The following is a 16893-nucleotide window of genomic DNA, read 5'->3' on the forward strand; positions in this document are numbered from 1 at the left end:
CGTCAGGCCCGGTCGAGCGGGGCGGCGGGGGCGGCGGGGGCGTGCCCGGGGATGTGCTGGACGCCGATCCGCTTGCGGAACACCCAGTACGTCCAGCCCTGGTAGAGCAGCACCAGCGGGGTGAAGACCGCCGCCACGACGGTCATCAGCTTCAGCGTGTACGGCGAGGATGCCGCGTTGCCGACGGTCAGGCTCCAGGCCGGGTTCAGGGTGGACGGCATGACGTTCGGGAAGAGCGCCAGGAAGAGCATCGCGACGGCGGCCACGACGGTCGCCCCGGAGAGGACGAACGCCCACCCCTCACGGCCCAGTTGGTTGGCGACCAGGGCGCCGGCCAGGGCCAGCACGGCGATCACCAGGGCGACCAGGCTGCGGCCGTTGCCGCTGTGGGCCTGCGTCCAGACCAGGAAGACCAGGGCCAGCACGGCCGTCACCAGTCCGGCTTGCAGGGCGGCCCTGCGGGCCCGCTCACGGATCTCGCCGACCGTCTTGAGCGCGGCGAACACCGAGCCGTGGAAGGTGAACAGGGAGAGCGTCACCAGGCCGCCGAGCAGCGCGTACGGGTTCAGCAGGTCCCCGAGGGTGCCGACGTAGTTCTTCTGCGCGTCGATGTCCACGCCGCGCACGATGTTGGCGAAGGCCACGCCCCAGAGGAAGGCGGGCAGGAGCGAGGTCCAGAAGATGGCCTCCTCCCAGTTCCGCTGCCAGCGGGCACCGTCACGCTTGGCCCGGTACTCGAAGGCCACGCCGCGGACGATCAGGCAGACCAGGATCACCAGCAGCGGAATGTAGAAGCCGCTGAAGAGCGTCGCGTACCAGTCCGGGAAGGCGGCGAAGGTGGCGCCGCCGGCGGTCAGCAGCCAGACCTCGTTGCCGTCCCAGACCGGGCCGATGGTGTTGATCAGCACCCGGCGCTCGGCGGTGTTCCGGGCCAGTGGCTTGGTCAGGATGCCGATCCCGAAGTCGAAGCCCTCCAGGAAGAAGTAGCCGATCCACAGGACCGCGATCAGCACGAACCAGACGTCGTGGAGTTGCATGTCAGATCCTCAGTTCCCCAGTGGTCCTCAGTCGTCCCGGGTGCCTCAGTACGCGAAGGCGAGCGGCTTGTCGGCGTCCTCGCCGGAGGACGGCCCGCGCAGCGAGGGGTCCTCGGTGGGCGGTTGCTCGGTCACCACCGGGCCGGCCTTGGCGTACTTGACCAGCAGCCGGACCTCGACGACCGCGAGGATCGCGTACAGCGTGGTGAAGGTCGCCAGTGCGCCGATCTGGGTGCCGACGCCGACGTTGGGCGAGACCGCACTGGAGGTGGTCATCAGGCCGAAGACGGCCCAGGGCTGACGGCCCATCTCGGTGAAGATCCAGCCGAAGCTGTTGGCGATCAGCGGGAATCCCATGGTCAGGATGCCGATCCGCCAGCTCCACGTGGTCAGCAGCGGGCCGAGTTCACGCCCGGGGGTGAGCATCAGCCGGGGCACCTCGGTCTCGCCGGTGCGGAACTCGGGCCGCAGGAGGAACTTCCTGCGAGTGGTCCAGAGTCCGATCAGGCCGGCCACGAAGGAGGTCATCCCGAAGCCGATCATGAGGCGGAAGCCCCAGTAGGTGACGAAGATGCTCGGGATGTAGTCCTTGGGGTCGCCGCCGTGCTGGGCGGCCTCGGCCGCGGCGGTGTCGTTGATGCCGGGGACGGAGGAGCTGAAGTCGCTGTGGGCGAGGAAGGAGAGTATTCCGGGGACCTCCAGCGCGACCGAGTTGTGGCCCTTGCTGACGTCGCCGACCGCGAAGACCGAGAACGGCGCGGGCGACTGGGTGTCCCACAGGGCTTCGGCGGCGGCCATCTTCATCGGCTGCTGCTCGAACATGACCTTGCCCAGCTCGTCGCCGCTGAGGGCGGTGCCGGCGCCGAAGACCACGGCGAGCACCAGGCCGAGCCGCAGCGAGGTGCGCATCGAGGCGGTCTTCTTCGCGTCGGCGGTCTCCGGCCTCCGCTTGGCCTTCCAGAGGTGGAACGAGGAGATGCCGACCATGAAGGCGGCGCCGGTGAGGAAGGCGGCGGTCAGGGTGTGGGCGACGACGGTCAGGGTGGTGTTCTGGAACAGCACCGCGGTGATGTCGGTCAGCTGCGCCTTGCCGGTGGCCGGGTCGATCGCGTACCCGACGGGGTGCTGCATCCAGGAGTTGGCGGCCAGGATGAAGTAGGCGGAGAGCACGGTGCCCAGCGCGACCATCCACATGCAGGCGCAGTGGATCTTCCTCGGCAGCTTGTCCCAGCCGAAGATCCACAGGCCGATGAAGGTGGACTCGAAGAAGAAGGCGATCAGCGCCTCCATCGCGAGCGGGGCGCCGAAGACGTCGCCGACGAAGCGGGAGTAGTCGGACCAGTTCATGCCGAACTGGAATTCCTGGACGATTCCGGTGACGACGCCCATCGCGATGTTGATGAGGAAGAGCTTTCCCCAGAACTTGGTCGCGTGGAAGTACTTCTCCTTGTTCGTCCGCACCCAGGCGGTCTCCAGGCCGGCCACGACCGCGGCCAGGCTGATCGTGAGCGGAACGAAGAGGAAGTGGTAGACGGTGGTGATGCCGAATTGCCATCGCGCGATGGTCTCGTGAGCGATTGCCAGTTCCACGTCGCCCTCTCTCCCAGCCGGCCCGTACTCCGACGGGCTCATTCCGGACAAACATCTTCTATAGCCGTAGACCGCTGCCGAACCATGCAAGCTTGTCCGCTTGTGAACGTGAACACGTTCACAAGCATCAGTATCCACCATCCTTACGGGGGAACTGCAGGTGGGGTGGAGTTGACAGCCCTGTGGGGTGCGTCACGGTGCGGTCACCGTGTGCGGTGCGGTGCGCACAGTCTGCGGACCGGGCCGGTGGCGGGGCAACGAACGAGCGGGCGGATGCCGGCGGGTTCTTGGCCGAACCGGCGCTTGACAGGCCGACGCCCCGCTCGCGACGGCGAACGGGGCGTGCTACGGCCGAACGGCCCCGGACGGGCGCCGGTCAGGCGCGGCCGAGGAGCTGGGTACCCGATGTCGAGTCGGCGCGGGCGGTGAAGAACTCGGTGAAGCCGTGCAGGAACTCCTCCCGGGTGATCCGCCCGTCCCCGTCCGTGTCCAACTGGCGGAAACCGTGCGACAGCTCGGCCGGGTGCACCCGCGGACCGCCGAACACCGCGCGGTACTCGTCGAACTCCAGGAAACCGCTGCCGTCGGTGTCGGCCGCCGTGAACACCGCCCGCAGCGCGGGCAGCAGCCCCTGCTCCAGGTACGTCCCGTCCCGGTCCAGGCCGGCCGCGGTCGCGGCCACGAACTCCTCCCGGCTGACCTTGCCGTCACCGTTGGCGTCCATCGCCGCCCGCAGCTGCTCCCACCAGCCCTCGAAGGCCTCGTGGACCCGCGCCTCGCCGGCCTCGTCCAGCTCCAGCTGCCAGCACACGTTGTGCGCCATCGCCCGCAGGTCGTGCACGGTGACGAAGCCGTCGCCGGTCTGGTCCAGCACCTCCCGGAAGAACCGGTCCAGCCGCGACCCGCGCGGGTCGCGCAGCGGGCGGTAGCGGCGGGGCGGCCCCTGCTCGGCCGGGGAGCGGTAGCGCATCCGGTCCGGGAGGAGGCGCACCAGCGCCCCCGCGCCCCGGTGCAACAACGCGGACAGCAGCACCGCCCGCCTGGCGGGGACCATCCCGAACCGCTCCCGCACCACCGGCGGCAGGTCCGCCACCGTCAGCTCGGTGATCACCCGGGCCACCAGACGCCGCAGCACCCGCCACCCGGCGTCGCCGAGGAACCACAGCCGCCGCGGCCGGGGCGCCTCCCGCAGCAGGTCGCCCATCAGGTAGCGGGCCGCGTCGGTGAGCTCCAGCTTCTCCCGGGCGTACCGGGCGAAGTAGGCCGGCAGGTCCTTCGCCGTGGCGGGCAACTCCTCCTCGGGCAGGTCGAAGGCCGCGACCGCGCCCTTGAACTCCGCGTACGCCTCCTCCAACTGCCCGGCGTCGTAAGGGTCCCCGCCCAGTCGGCGCATGGCGACCACGCACTCGAAGAGCGTCAGCAGCACCCACGCCCTGGTCGCGGCGTCCCGGGCGTCGTACGCCCGCCCGTCCGGCGCCGTGCCCCGGATCCGCTTGTGCGCCCGGTCCAGCCGCGCGACCTCGCGCCGCAGCGTCTCCGCGTCCTGGTAGAACAGCCGCCGCCCGCTGCCGAGGGTGTGCTCGATCCGCCGCCACGGGTGCGCCCGGTACGTCGAGTGCTCCGACATCCCGGCCCCCACCACCGGATCCGCCGCCTGCAGCACCAGCAGCCGCCAGGCGACCAGGGCGACCCGCCACTCCGACAGGTCCCGCTTGAACGACACCTCGCGGTCAGCCACGGTGCTCACCGGTGATCTCCGCGCAGAAGCCCTCGGGTACATCCATGGACTTCCATGCCTGCCACAGCTGCTGGTCCAGGTTCACGACGGTCCTCTCGGCAACAAGCACGCTCATGGGGACACCCACTTCCCGTCCGGTGTGATCAGCCCGTGCGAGTCCGCACAAGCAACGGCTGCACGGTTGCACACGACCGGGGGGCCACCCGGGTGAACGGGTTCCGGTTCACCCGATCGGGGAGTTTCGGGGCTGGGAACGCCGCGACCGCAGGACGGGCCGGGGCCTGTCCTGCGGTCGCGGGTGCGGTGCGGTGCGCGCCCTCCTCCCGAGCGGGCGCGGACCGGGGTGGGTCAGCGGGTGGCGCGGGCGGCCGGCTTGCGGCGGGAGACGTAGAGGGCGGCGGCGCCGAAGCTGACGGCGAGGCCGGAGCCCAGCGCGAGGTACGGGGTGGCCGGGCCGGAGCCGGTCTCGGCGAGCTCGGTGGTCGAGCCCGTGGTGGTGGCCGCCGGCGAGGTGGCCGGAGTGACGGCGGTGGTCGAGGTGGCGGCGGTGACCGACCGGTCCGACATGGCGGTGGCGGTCGAGGCCTTGGTGGTGTCCGAGGCCGGGGTGACGGTGGTCGGCTGCCCGGCGGGCTTCTCCACCGGCTGCTGGACCGGCTGCTCGGCGGGCTTCTCCACCGGCTGCTCGACCGGCTTCTCCACCGGCTTCTCGGCGTCCGCCTTCGCGTCGGCGAGCGCCTTGTCGGCGGCGGCCTTGGCGGCGGCCGCCTTCTCGGTGGCGTCCTGCGCGGCGATGACCTTGCGGAGTTCGGCGATCCGGTCGTCGTCGATCGCCCGGCCGGCCGCGTCGACGGCCGCCTTGGCCTCGGTCTCGGCGGTGTGGGAGGCGTTGGCGGCGTCGAACGCCTTCAGCATCGCCTCCCTGGCCTTCTCCAGGTCCGCCTCCTTGGCCTTGCCGTACGCGGCGGCGGCTTCCCCGGCCGCCTTGTCGAGGGCCTCCCTGGTCGCGGTGGCCTTCGCGGCTGCGGCCTTGGCCGCCTCGAACGCGGCACGGAGGTCCGCCGGGGCGGTCCAGGCGTCGAACTTGGCCTTGAGGTCGGCCTCGTGGGCCTTCGCGGCCTCGTAGGCCTTGGCCGCGTCGGCGGCGGCCTGCTCCAGCTCGGCGATCGAGCCGCTCTCGCTCCGGGCCTGCGACGCCGAGGCCGTCGCCGCGAAGGCCGGTGCGGCGGAGAACGCGGCTGCGGGCACGATCACGGAGGCGAGGACGGCGGCCGAGACCAGCGAACGGCGGAGTTTCACAATGACCCCTTTCGGGTCGGAAAGAAAGCAAAGGCCTTGGTCCGTAACGGTGGTGACGGCCAGGCAGTGCCGATCATAGGCAGACGCTTTCTTTACGCTCCATGCCGGATTCCGGCAATGTCCGGCCGCTCAACCTTCCTGGTTGACGGGATCATTGACGAGTCGACAAAGGGCGCGCAAAGTCCCGTCGGCGAGGTGACCCGCCCTGCAGAAAGGCGGCCCGCCGCCAGGAAGGCCCGCCGCCGGGCAGGCCCGCTGCCAGGAAGGCCCGCTGTCAGGAAGGCCGGTCGCCGTCGGGCAGTTCGACCCGGAAGGTCGCGCCTTCGCCCGGCGCGGTTTCCAGGCTGAGGGTCCCGCCGTGCGCGCGGGTGAGGGCGGTGGCGATGGCGAGTCCGAGTCCGGCGCCGCCGCCGTTGTCCCGGCTGCGCGAGGCGTCGACCCGGAAGAAGCGGTCGAAGACCCGTCGGGCCTGCTCCTCGGTGAGGCCCGGCCCGGCGTCGGCGACCTCCAGCAGGCAGGTGCCGTCGGCGCCGGCGCCCACGCCGATCCGGACCGGCGTGCCGGCCGGGGTGTGCTTGACCGCGTTGCCGACCAGGTTGGTCACCACCTGCCGCAGCCGGGCCTCGTCGCCGATGACGGGCGCCGCGCCGGGCGCGCCCGTGCCGGAGGGGCCGGTGAGCGCGACCGGGCGGCTGGGGTCGAGCGCGGTGAGGTCGTGCAGGGCGTCGGCGGCGAGGGTGCGCAGGTCCATCGGGGCGAGGTCGAGCGGGCGTTCCTCGTCCAGCCTGGCGAGCACCAGCAGGTCCTCGACCAGGGCGCCCATCCGGTCGGCCTCGCTCTCGATCCGGGTCATGGTGCGCTTGACGTCCGCGTCGGTGGGCAGCGCGCCCATCCGGTACAGCTCGGCGAAGCCGCGGATCCCGGCCAGCGGGGTGCGCAGTTCGTGCGAGGCGTCCGCGACGAAGCTGCGCATCCGGGCCTCGGACTCGGCACGCGCCTCGAAGGCGGCCTCGATCTGGGTGAGCATGCCGTTGAGCGCGACGGCCAGCCGTCCGACCTCGGTGCCGGGGGAGAATTCGGGCATCCGGTGCGACAGCTCGCCGGCCGCGATCCGCTCGGCGCCCGCCTCGATCCGCCGCAGCGGCCGCAGGCCGGCCCGCACCGCGAAGAAGCCGAGTGCGGCGATCAGCACCAGGACGGCGCCGCCGATGGCCAGGAAGGAGGTGCTGAGCTTGCCGAGGGTGTCGTCGATGTCCTCGCGGGAGACGGCGACCATGACGTAGGTCGGGGTGACGGCGGGTGAGGCGAAGGTGCTGGGATTGACGGTCTGTCCGCGGGGCGTCTGGAGCGGCAGCACCAGGACCCGCCAGCGGTGCTGGCCGCGCTGGTCGGGCAGGTCGAAGGGGACGTCGGGGGCGGTCCGGGTCGGGTCCAGCCCGGCCAGCTGGGGTGCCGGGTCGCTGTCGGAGACGGGCTGGCGCATGACCGTCTGGACCTTGCCGTCCGAGGACAGGAACTGCACCAGGTACTGGCTGGGCAGGCTGACCCGGCGCCCGGTGAGGCCGGGCCGGCCGGGGGCCGGCGAGGTGGCCTGCGCCGGAGGCTTGCGGGACAGCGGCAGCCCGTAGCGCTGGAGCTGCTCGTCGAGCTGCTCGACCAGCTGGGACCGGACGGTGCCGAGGACGAAGGTGTCGCTGACCGCGAGCCCGGTGGTGACCAGGACGAGCGCGAGCACCAGCAGCCGGGCGCGCAGCGACAGCCGTGAGGAGAAGCGGGCGAACACGGGCGTCGGTACCGGTCAGCCCTGCGGGGGGCGGCGCAGTGCGTAGCCGATGCCGCGCACGGTGTGGATCAGCTTGGGGCCGTGGGCGGGGCCGGAGTCGAGCTTGCGGCGCAGGTAGGAGATGTACGACTCGACGATGGAGAGGTCGCCGCCGAAGTCGTAGGCCCAGACGTGGTCGAGGATCTGCGCCTTGGAGACCACCCGGCCGACGTTGGCCATCAGGTAGTGCAGCAGCTTGAACTCGGTCGGGGAGAGCGAGACCGGGGTGCCGGCGCGGGTGACCTCGTGGGCGACGGGGTCGAGGCTGAGGTCGGCGACGATCAGCCGGCCGTCCTCGGCCGGGCCGCCGGCCCGGCGCAGGATGGCGCGGATCCGGGCGATCAGCTCTTCGAGGCTGAACGGCTTGGTGACGTAGTCGTCCGCGCCCGCGGCGAGGCCCTGGACCTTGTCGCCGACGCCGTCCTTGGCGGTGAGGAAGAGCACCGGCAGGTGGTCGCCGGGGTGTCCGTGCGCGGGCCCGGCTATCTGGCCGCGGCTGGTGCGCTCGCGCAGCTTCTCGACGACGGTGAAGCCGTCGAGGTCGGGGAGCATCACGTCGAGCACGACGAGGTCGGGGCGTTCGACGGCGATGAGGTCGAGCGCCTCGGTGCCGCTGGCGGCGGAGGCGACGCGGAAGCCGGAGAAGCGCAGCGAGGCCGCGAGCAGCTCGCGGATGTTGGGTTCGTCGTCCACGACGAGCAGGAACGCCTCGCCCTGGCCTCCGGCCACCGTGGAGCCGCCTGGTGTGGTGACAGTGCCTTGCACGGGGCTTTCGCCTCCCGGTCGGACGATGACGTTCAGCATGAGGCTAGCCCCCGGAGGCTACGCGGCATGGATGAATGTTGGATTAACACCTTATCGGTCGGTTTTACGCCGACAAGCCCATAGAGGGGCGCTCGGTGGTGTGCGCACGGGCGTGCACACGACCAGTGCGCTCCCGCGCAACAGTGCCCGCCCCCACCCCTCCACCGGTATGACCCAGGTCACTCCGGCACGGACGGGCCTCCGCCCACCGGGCGCGGGTCCGTCCACGGGCGGAGCTTATCCGGATTGCGCACCGCCCAGACGTGCGTGATCAGGCCCTCGACGATCCGGAACGCGAGCACGGTGACGGTCACCCCGCCCTGCTGGGCGACCAGCCCGGGCCGGCCGTTGACGGTGCACTCCAGCAGCGTCGTGGCCGGCGCGACACGGGCGATCTCCAGGTAGGCGCGGGCGATCGGCCCGTTCCCCGAGAGCGGCTGCGGCAGCGCACCGACCAGACCGCCGCTGTCCGCGACCACGGTGGCGTCCGGGTCGAGCACACCCATCAGCGACTTCAGGTCCCTCGCCTCCCAGGCCCGCTTGAACTCCCGCACCACGGCTGCCTGCGCGCCTGTCGGCGCCACCGGGGCCTGCGCGGCGCGGACCCGGCGGCGGGCGGCGGAGGCCAGCTGCCGGCAGGCCGCCGGCGACCGGCCGACGATCGCGGCCACCTCCGCGAACGGGTAGCGGAAGACGTCGTGCAGGATGAAGGCGACGCGCTCAGCCGGCGTCATCGCCTCCAGGACGACCAGGAACGCCATGTCGACCGACTCGTCCAGGGTGACCCGGTCCGCCGGATCCGCCGCCGCGGCCGTCGCGGACGACGTCCACTCCCGGTGCTCGGGCAGCGGCTCGGGGATCCACTCGCCCACGTAGCGCTCCCGCCGCACCCGGGCCGAGCCCAGCAGGTTGAGGCAGATCCGGCTGGCGACCGTCGTCAGCCAGCCGCCGGGCGAGCCGATCGCCTCCCGCTCCCGCCGGGGCATCGCGTACCAGCGGGCGTAGGTCTCCTGCACCACGTCCTCGGCATCGGCCAGCGAACCGAGCAGCCGGTACGCCAGATTGGTCAGCCGGCGCCGCTCGCCCATGATCGCGCCCAGGCCCGGATCGGGCCGCCCGGTCGCGGTGTCGTCGTCCGTTCCCTCGTCCTGCACCGTTCCCCACCCCTTCGTCTCGTCGGTCCCCTCACTGCTTCGACAGCACAGCACACCGGAACGTGACGTCCGGCCCCCGCCTCACATTCCGGCGCGCCGTCCGGTCGTACCGGACAGAGGGAAACGGAGGACCCGATGAACGACTTCCAGGCGACCGCCGACCGCGTCGAGATCCAGGCTCTGCAGGGCGAGTTCACCGACGCCGTGATGATGCGCGACCGTGCCCGCCTCGCGCGGCTGTTCACCGCGGACGGCGTGCTGCGGATGCCGAACGTGCCGATCGAGCTGGTCGGCCCCGAACAGATCCGCCTCGGCGGCGAGAAACTCCAGGAGCAGTGGGACTTCTTCGTCCAGACCACCCACCCGGGCGCGATCGAGATCGACGGCGACACCGCCACCGGCCGCGCCTACCTGCATGAACTCGCCCGCCTCAAGAGCGGCTTCCAGGGGCTCAACTACGCTGTCTACCACGACCGTTACCAACGGACGCCGGACGGCTGGCGGTTCACCGAGCGGGTCTACGAGGTGCGCTACCTCGACACCACCCCGCTGGCGGGCTCGGCACCGGGCTCCACCGGGCCGCACGCGGCCGATCCCGCCCGGCACGCCGCCGCGCCGGCCCCGTACACCGAACCGGCGCCCTCGTCGCCGCCTCCGCCGGCGGCAGCCGGCTGACCGCGTACGTCGGCGGCGCCGGCCGGGCGGTCCGGGTCGTCGGCGCGCAGAAGGTGGTTCTCGACCTGCCCACCGCCCTGCGCCGCGTGCAGGACCACGCGCTCCCGCTGGAGTCCGCCCGGGCCGAGACCGCCTACGGGCAGCCGAGCGCCGTCAACCAGCTGCTGGTGCTCAACGCCCCGGCACGCATGACGCCAGGAACGGTCCTGCTGCTGCGCGAGGCCATCGGCTACCGAGGGACGCCTTCGGCGCAGGAAGTCGGCCTGGCCGACTTCCTGCGCCGAACCCTTCCTGTGCCGAACCGTCCACGCCTACGGCTCCAGGCGGTGCGGCCCCCGGAACAGGAACGTCGCCTCGCGGATCGACGGCAGGCCGAGGGCGAGCATCAGCAGCCGGCCCAGCCCCAACCCGAAGCCGCCGTGCGGCGGGGTCCCGTAACGGAAGCAGTCCAGGTAGCCGGAGAGCGGCCCCGTGTCCATGCCCTTCTCGCGGGCCTGTGCCACCAGCCGGTCGTACCGGTGCTCGCGCTGGGCGCCGGTGGTGATCTCGACGCCCTTCCACAGCAGGTCGAAGGACTCGGTGACGGTCGGGTCGTCCTCCGGCCGCAGGTGGTAGAACGGCCGCACCGAGGCCGGGAAGCGGGTGACGAAGACGAACTCGTGCCCGGTCTCCTCCGCGACCAGGGCGCACAGCGTCCGCTCGCCCTCCGGGTCGAGGTCGTCCTTCACCCCCTCCGGGTCCCAGCCCGTCGCCCGCAGCCGCGCCAGGGCGTCGGCCATCGTGATCCGGGGGAACGGCAGCTCGGGGACGACCACCGGCGTGCCGAAGTGCTCGGCGATCGCCCCGCCGTGGCGCTCGGCCACGGCGACGAGGACCCGGCGCAGCAGCCGCTCCTCGAAGGCCATCACGTCCTCGACCCCGTCGATCCAGGCGATCTCGGCGTCGACGCCGGTGAACTCCGTGGCGTGCCGGGAGGTGAAGGACGGCTCCGCCCGGAACACCGGCCCGATCTCGAAGACCCTGTCGATGCCGCCGGCGATCGCCATCTGCTTGTAGAACTGCGGCGACTGGGCGAGGTAGGCGGTCCGGCCGAAGTAGCCGACCTCGAACACCTCGGCGCCGGACTCGGAGGCCGTCCCCATCAGCTTCGGCGTGTGCAGCTCGGTGAACCCCTCCTCCGCGGTCACCTCGCGCATCGCCCGCTCGACGGTCGTCTGGACGTCGAAGACCAGGTGCTGGGCGGGACGTCGGATGTCGAGGAACCGCCAGTCCAGGCGCTGGTCGATGCCGGTCCTCTCGTCGATCGGCAGCTTCGGCTCGGCGGGCGAGACGATCTCCACGCGGGACGGGACGATCTCCAGACCGCCCAGCTTGACCTGCGGGTTCGCCACCACCCTGCCGGTGATCTTCACCGCCGACTCGACCGTCACCTGCTCGAAGGCCGCCTCGATGACGTCGCCCTCCCCGCCGCGCGGGTGGGTGACCTGGACAAGGCCGGTGTGGTCGCGGACCAGGACGAACTGCAGGCGCCGCTGCAGCCGCAGCGTGTTCACCCAGCCGTAGACGGTGACCGTCCCGCCGATGCGTGCGGGGAGGTCTGCGACAAGGGTGCGCGTCATAGCGGCAACTCCCTGGGTTGCGGGCGCGTTGGTCGCGCCGAACGACGAGCGGTAAACGGCCGCCCGGGGGACGTGCCCACCCTAGGCGGTCGCGCTACCGACGGTCGCCCGGTTTTCACCCGGCCCGCTCGCCCGGCCCGCTCACCCGCCGTCGGAGCTCCAGCCGCACTCGTGGAGTCGGGCGAAGCCGTCGAGGAGCAGGTCGAGGGCGAACTCGAACTCGAACTGGTCGTCGCAGCCGCCACCGACGACCGACGCACCGTCGTGGGCCCGGGCCGTGGCGATCTCGGCGATGTGCGGGTACCTGGCCGCCATCGCCCGCAGCGCGGCCGCCTGCTCGCCTTGATCGACCCGACCGGCGGGATCGGCGGCATCGGCGGCCGGGGAAGCCGGGAACAGCTCCTGGGTGACGCCCCAGACGCGGCTGCCCAGCGCGTGCATCGCGTGGTGGGTGAGGTCGACGGACAGGCCACCCCTGCGGAACGTGCCGATGACGGAGTCCAGGTAGTCCAGCACGGCGGGCGTGGGGGTGCCGCGGGACTCGATGGCACGCAGGGCCCACGGGTGCCGCAGCAGCGCCCGCCGGGCGGACAGGACGCGCTCACGGACCGCACCGCGCCAGTCGGGGCCGTCGGCCGGCGCGTCGATCTCGCCGACGACGAGTTCGACCATCCCGTCGAACAGCTGCTCCTTGTTGGCCACGTGCTTGTAGAGGGCCATCGGCACGACGCCCAACTCCTGGGCGAGGCCGCGCATGCTCAACGCCTCGATCCCGGACTGGTCGGCGCGCGCGACGGCGGCGCGCAGCACGCGGTCGCGGTTGAGCGGCTTCCGGCGCTCGGTGTCTGCCTGTTGAGCCATGGTCCTCACCGATCTCCTTGACAGGTGTACGGGGTACACCCTAGCGTCGGGCAGGCAGGTGTACGGCGTACACCTCCCCTGTTCCGTCCCCTCGCCGAAGGAGCCCCCCATGGCCTCACCGAGAACCCTCGCGACAGCGGCGGGCACGTGCTTCCTCGCCACCCACGTCACCTCGATCGGCGGGCTCGTCCTGTACGGACCGGTCCTGAAGACCGCCGACTACGTGGTCGGCGCCGGACCGGACACCCGGCTGCTCCTGGGCGCCCTGTTCGAGGTACTCCTCACCATCGGCATCATCGGCACCGCGTTCACGCTGTACCCCGTCGCCCGGCGGCACGGCGAAGGCCTCGCCGCCGGGTACCTCGGCCTCCGCACCCTGGAAGCCGCCGTCATCGCCGTCGGCATCGTCAGCCTGCTGGCCGTGGTGACGCTTCGCCAACACCCGCCGCAGGGAGCGGACAACGCCTCACTCCTCACCGTGGGCCGAGCCCTGGTCGCCGTCCACGACTGGACGTTCCTGCTCGGCCCCAACTTCATCTGCGGAGCCAACACGGCGGTGCTCGCGCTCCTGCTGTACCGCGCACGGCTGGTACCGCGCTTCATCGCCGTCCTGGGGCTCGTCGGGGGCGCACTGATCTTCGCCTCCGCGATCGCCGTCCTGTTCGGCGTCTACCAGCAGGTCTCCGGGTTCGGGATGCTCGCCGCCGTACCGGTGTTCGCCTGGGAACTGTGCCTGGCCGTCCGGCTGATCACCAGGGGATTCGACCCGGCGGCCGCCTGACCGGGGTCGCGGCGTCAGCCCATGCCGAAGTGGTCGTGGACCGGCCGCACTTCGACCGCCACGACGTGGAAGTCCAGGACGCGCGCGGCGATCTCCCGCGCCCGTTCGGGCGTCGCGCAGTCGATCACGTAGTAGGCGGTGAGGTGCTCCGCCGCCTCCGCGAACGGCCCGTCCGCCGCGGTCGTGCGGCCTCCGTTCCACCGGAGGGTCGTCGTGTCCGCCGGAAAGGCCAGACCCGCCCCGTTCAGCATCTCCCCCGAGCCCTCCAGGTCCCGGTGCAACGCCTCGTGCCGGCCGAACACGTCGGCTCGCTGTTCGTCGGTCATCGCGGCCGTCGCCGCCGGATCCGCGTACATCAGCACCATGTACTTCATGCCCCGATCCTCGCACCGGATCCCGCCGCACCGGCTCGACGCACCGCCCCGACGAGTTCGACCACAACCAACCGTTCGGCGGCCCCTTGTGGTGAGCGAGGGGGTCGCTGTGGTGGGTGGTCCGCAGGGTTGCGCACAGGGAGTCGGGTGGGCCGACTTCCTGCGCGGCGGGCCGTGGGGTCAGAGGTCCCAGCTGAGCGTGGTGCCGTCCGGGGCCGCGTAGGTCACGCGTTGGGCCTCCGGGCCGGCGTCGAGGGTGAACCACTCGCGGCGGGGGCGGTTGTGGGTGAGCCAGCTCTTGTGGGCGGCTTCGAGGTCCGGCAGTTCCCGGGAGGTTCCGAGGAGGTGCAGACCGGCCCAGAACGCGAAGGCCGGGTCGTCGAGGACGCGGGGGTCGGACTCCACGGCCGGGCACCCCGGCCCGGACGCGACCGGGCGGGGGAGGAAGCGGCCGACCGCACGCCCGTCCGCCGGCTTGGTCAGCCTGGCTACCGCGCCGGCGACCGGGGCGACGACGAGGCCTCCCGGGGCGCACTGGTCGAGCCATGCCCGGGGGATGCGCCGGACCTCTCCGGTGGCGATGATCCGGTCGTACGGCGCCCCGGCCGGGTGCCCGTCGGCGCCGTCGGCCTGGACGACGGTGGGCGCGAAGCCGGCTTCGCCGAGGCGGGTGCGGGCGGCGGTCACCAGGCGCTCGGCGCGGTCGATGCTGGTGACGGTCGCGGCGCCGGCGAGGTGGCAGAGCAGGGCTGTGGTGTGGCCGGTGCCGGTGCCGATCTCCAGCACCCGGTCGCCGGGCCGGACGTCCAGTGCGTCGAGCATGTCGGCCGTCAGGCCCGGCAGAGCGGCGGTCGACGTCGCGACCCCGCCGCGGAACCCCCCGGGGGCGGCGTCCTCGGCGTGGACGCCGTCGACTTCGATGACCAGCGCCCGGTTCGCGTACACCTCCCGCAGCCAGGAGTCGTCCGCGAAGTCGTCGGCGCGCCAGGGGAGCCGGAGGCCGCTCTCCTCGCGGTAGAACACCGGGACGAAGAGGTGGCGCGGCACTTCGAGGAATGCCTCGACCACTCGGGCCGACAGGCCTGCGGATTCCTGCTGGAGTTCCGACGCCAAGTCGGCCTTCGAGCAAAGAAGTTGGTCGACATCGTGAAATTCGTTCGCCATGCCCGGTCGTCCCTTTCCCTGGTCGGTCGCAGACGTCGGGGCATACCGGCCACCTTCTTGACGAAACGCCAAGGACCGTCCAGTCGTCCTGCCTCCCCCGCGACCGGCGCCCCCGATGCTCCCGAAGGTGTGAACACATGGTCAAGACTTGTGAATCGGGGAAGTGGGAAATTCGAGGGGCGGCGCACGGGCCGTTTCAGCTCTCCGGGAAGACGGCTCGCAGAGCGGAGCCGCGGGTGAGGACGGCGACCGCCACCAGGGCGAGGGCGGAGAGCCCCTGGAGGACGGCGTACCAGGGCGGGCAGAGGCCGGGGACGAGATCGACGCCGATGACGGCGATCGGCATGATCGTGGAGAGAGTGCGGACCCGGTCGAAGGCCTTGGCGGACCCCTCCGCCGCCCGGGTGACCATCCGGTGGATCAGCGGGGCGGCTGCGAGGAGGATGCCGCCGCGGATCCACATGAACGCGGTCGTCCCGTGGCCGGTGGACGCCATCACGGCGACCGTGCCGAGGACGACGGCGCTGACAGCGCCGTAGAGCGCGACGCACTTCTTGACCGTGCCGAAGATCTCCTGGCTGGTGACCATGGTCCTGCTCCTCCGTGTCGTGGTGGAAACGACGCTAGGGAGCACGGGGCCGCCCGGGTACCGGTCCAGCCGTACACCCGGGTGGGGCTGGACCCACCCTCGGCCCCGGCGGCGTGGCACCGTCGGCCATCAGGGTTAACGGCGGGCCCGCGTTGCCCGCCCCCTGGCGTGCCGAGCGGAGCGACGCGCCCGTTCAGGCTGAAGTGGCGACACCCGTTCCCACCTGTGTCGGAGAGAAGACCATGAGGAATACCCGCTCGCTGACCACCGCGGCCGCCGTCGCCGCCGCCCTGGCCATCCTGGTGTGCGGCGGCTGCTCCAGCAGCAAGAGCACGACGTCCACGGCGACCACGGCACCGGCGACCGTCACGGCGACCGCCACGGGCAGCCCGACGGCCGCACCGACCTCGACGGAGAGCGCGAGCCCGTCCGCCGCGATCAGCGGTACGGCCGCCACGATCTCGTCGACCACCGTCGGCAAGTACCAGAACTTCCTGGTCGACGCCCGCGGCAAGTCGCTCTACCTGTTCGAGGCCGACACCTCGTCCGCCTCGACCTGCTACGACGCCTGCGCCACCGCCTGGCCACCCGCCCTGACCACCGGCGCCCCCACCGCCACCAACGGCGTCGACCAGGCCAAGCTCTCCACCAGCACCCGCAAGGACGGCACGACCCAGATCGTCTACAACGGCCACCCGCTCTACTACTTCGAGGGCGACACGGCCCAGGGCGACACCAACGGCGAGGAGTCCAGCGCCTTCGGGGCCACCTGGTACCTGATCAACACCGCGGGCAACAAGATCGAGGGCAGCTGAGCGGATGAACGGCGTCGAACGGCCGTCCCGCCCCCGGCGGGCCCCCGGCCTCCTGTGGGCGCTCCTGCCGGTGGCGGTGACGGCCGGCCTCTACTGGTACGGCCGGGCGCACACCCCGGACTACACCAGCAGCCTCTTCGGCCACCGCTACGACGACGCCAACCAGCTCAAGGCCCAGCTCGGCACCGCCCTGCTGGGCCTCGCGCTGATCCAGCTCCTGCTGGCGCTCTGGATGTACGGCCGGCTGCCCGGTCTGTCGGCCGCACCCCGGTCGGTCCGGACCGGGCACCGGCTGGTCGGTCTGGGGGCGTTCCTGCTCTCCCTGCCGATCGCCTACCACTGCATCACGGCGTACGGGGTGCAGCTGACGACCGCTCGGGTCGCCCTGCACTCGGTCGCCGGGTGCTTCCTCTACGGCGCGTTCGTCGCCAAGGTCATCGTGGTCCGCCACCGCCGGCTGCCCGGCTGGGCCCTGCCCACGGCCGGCGGCGCCCTGGTCGTCCTGATCGCCCTGCTCTGGTACAGCGCGGCGCTGTGGCGCCTCAACGGCTACCAGGTGCCCGGCCTGTGA

At 72.0% G+C, this 16893-nt stretch carries 17 protein-coding genes; 4 read left to right on the forward strand and 13 right to left on the reverse strand.

The features are described 5' to 3' along the window. Positions 1-2 precede the first annotated feature (2 nt). The 8 genes from cydB to sigJ all read right to left on the reverse strand — a co-directional run bounded on the left by cydB (position 3) and on the right by sigJ (position 9378). Positions 3-1037 (reverse strand): cytochrome d ubiquinol oxidase subunit II, encoded by a 1035-nt coding sequence (gene cydB, locus AB0D10_RS21565; protein WP_360258629.1) that lies wholly within the window; start codon positions 1035-1037, stop codon positions 3-5. Between the two features lie 45 nt (positions 1038-1082). Beyond that, positions 1083-2627 (reverse strand): cytochrome ubiquinol oxidase subunit I, encoded by a 1545-nt coding sequence (locus AB0D10_RS21570; protein ID WP_360258632.1) that lies wholly within the window; start codon positions 2625-2627, stop codon positions 1083-1085. 376 nt (positions 2628-3003) lie between these two features. Then, a complete protein-coding gene (locus AB0D10_RS21575) occupies positions 3004-4374 on the reverse strand; it encodes an EF-hand domain-containing protein (protein WP_360258635.1) in 1371 nt (456 codons plus the stop codon). After that, positions 4358-4480 (reverse strand): hypothetical protein, encoded by a 123-nt coding sequence (locus tag AB0D10_RS21580; RefSeq protein WP_360258638.1) that lies wholly within the window; start codon positions 4478-4480, stop codon positions 4358-4360. The genes AB0D10_RS21575 and AB0D10_RS21580 overlap by 17 nt, the downstream gene beginning before the upstream one ends. A gap of 233 nt (positions 4481-4713) precedes the next feature. Continuing rightward, positions 4714-5664 (reverse strand): LAETG motif-containing sortase-dependent surface protein, encoded by a 951-nt coding sequence (locus AB0D10_RS21585; RefSeq protein WP_360258641.1) that lies wholly within the window; start codon positions 5662-5664, stop codon positions 4714-4716. Positions 5665-5938: 274 nt separating this feature from the next. Further along, positions 5939-7447, reverse strand: coding sequence for a HAMP domain-containing sensor histidine kinase (locus AB0D10_RS21590; RefSeq protein WP_360258644.1), 1509 nt, complete (start codon positions 7445-7447; stop codon positions 5939-5941). 15 nt (positions 7448-7462) lie between these two features. Then, positions 7463-8251 carry a response regulator transcription factor gene (locus AB0D10_RS21595; RefSeq protein WP_360258647.1) on the reverse strand — a complete coding sequence of 263 codons (789 nt, stop codon included), beginning with the start codon at positions 8249-8251 and terminating at the stop codon, positions 7463-7465. A gap of 218 nt (positions 8252-8469) precedes the next feature. Continuing rightward, the gene (gene sigJ, locus AB0D10_RS21600) at positions 8470-9378 is read right to left on the reverse strand and encodes an RNA polymerase sigma factor SigJ (protein WP_360258863.1); all 909 of its coding nucleotides are present in this window, start codon (positions 9376-9378) and stop codon (positions 8470-8472) included. Between the two features lie 201 nt (positions 9379-9579). Here sigJ and AB0D10_RS21605 point away from each other — a divergent pair, with 201 nt between their 5' ends. Then, entirely contained in the window at positions 9580-10119 is a 540-nt protein-coding gene (locus tag AB0D10_RS21605; RefSeq protein ID WP_360258650.1) for a nuclear transport factor 2 family protein, read from the forward strand. A gap of 311 nt (positions 10120-10430) precedes the next feature. On the opposite strand, the gene aspS is transcribed toward AB0D10_RS21605, so the two are convergent. Then, positions 10431-11738 carry an aspartate--tRNA(Asn) ligase gene (gene aspS / locus AB0D10_RS21610; RefSeq protein WP_360258653.1) on the reverse strand — a complete coding sequence of 436 codons (1308 nt, stop codon included), beginning with the start codon at positions 11736-11738 and terminating at the stop codon, positions 10431-10433. 141 nt (positions 11739-11879) lie between these two features. Then, positions 11880-12599 carry a TetR/AcrR family transcriptional regulator C-terminal domain-containing protein gene (locus AB0D10_RS21615; protein ID WP_360258656.1) on the reverse strand — a complete coding sequence of 240 codons (720 nt, stop codon included), beginning with the start codon at positions 12597-12599 and terminating at the stop codon, positions 11880-11882. A gap of 109 nt (positions 12600-12708) precedes the next feature. Here AB0D10_RS21615 and AB0D10_RS21620 point away from each other — a divergent pair, with 109 nt between their 5' ends. Continuing rightward, positions 12709-13380: a DUF4386 domain-containing protein gene (locus AB0D10_RS21620; protein WP_360258659.1), complete on the forward strand. Its 672-nt coding sequence runs from the start codon at positions 12709-12711 to the stop codon at positions 13378-13380. 14 nt (positions 13381-13394) lie between these two features. On the opposite strand, the gene AB0D10_RS21625 is transcribed toward AB0D10_RS21620, so the two are convergent. The 3 genes from AB0D10_RS21625 to AB0D10_RS21635 all read right to left on the reverse strand — a co-directional run bounded on the left by AB0D10_RS21625 (position 13395) and on the right by AB0D10_RS21635 (position 15507). Next, complete coding sequence (locus tag AB0D10_RS21625; RefSeq protein WP_360258662.1) at positions 13395-13754, reverse strand: YciI family protein; 360 nt, start codon at positions 13752-13754, stop codon at positions 13395-13397. A gap of 180 nt (positions 13755-13934) precedes the next feature. Continuing rightward, positions 13935-14918, reverse strand: coding sequence for a methyltransferase domain-containing protein (locus AB0D10_RS21630; protein ID WP_360258665.1), 984 nt, complete (start codon positions 14916-14918; stop codon positions 13935-13937). 196 nt (positions 14919-15114) lie between these two features. Beyond that, on the reverse strand, positions 15115-15507 hold the full coding sequence (locus tag AB0D10_RS21635) for a hypothetical protein (protein ID WP_360258668.1): 393 nt from the start codon (positions 15505-15507) through the stop codon (positions 15115-15117). 242 nt (positions 15508-15749) lie between these two features. Between AB0D10_RS21635 and AB0D10_RS21640 the strand changes: the two genes are divergently transcribed. Both AB0D10_RS21640 and AB0D10_RS21645 read left to right on the forward strand, forming a co-directional pair. Next, positions 15750-16322: a hypothetical protein gene (locus tag AB0D10_RS21640; protein WP_360258671.1), complete on the forward strand. Its 573-nt coding sequence runs from the start codon at positions 15750-15752 to the stop codon at positions 16320-16322. 4 nt (positions 16323-16326) lie between these two features. Then, entirely contained in the window at positions 16327-16893 is a 567-nt protein-coding gene (locus AB0D10_RS21645) for a DUF6529 family protein (RefSeq protein WP_360258674.1), read from the forward strand.

It is taken from the genome of Kitasatospora sp. NPDC048545, from assembly GCF_040651155.1.
GTDB lineage: Bacteria > Actinomycetota > Actinomycetes > Streptomycetales > Streptomycetaceae > Kitasatospora.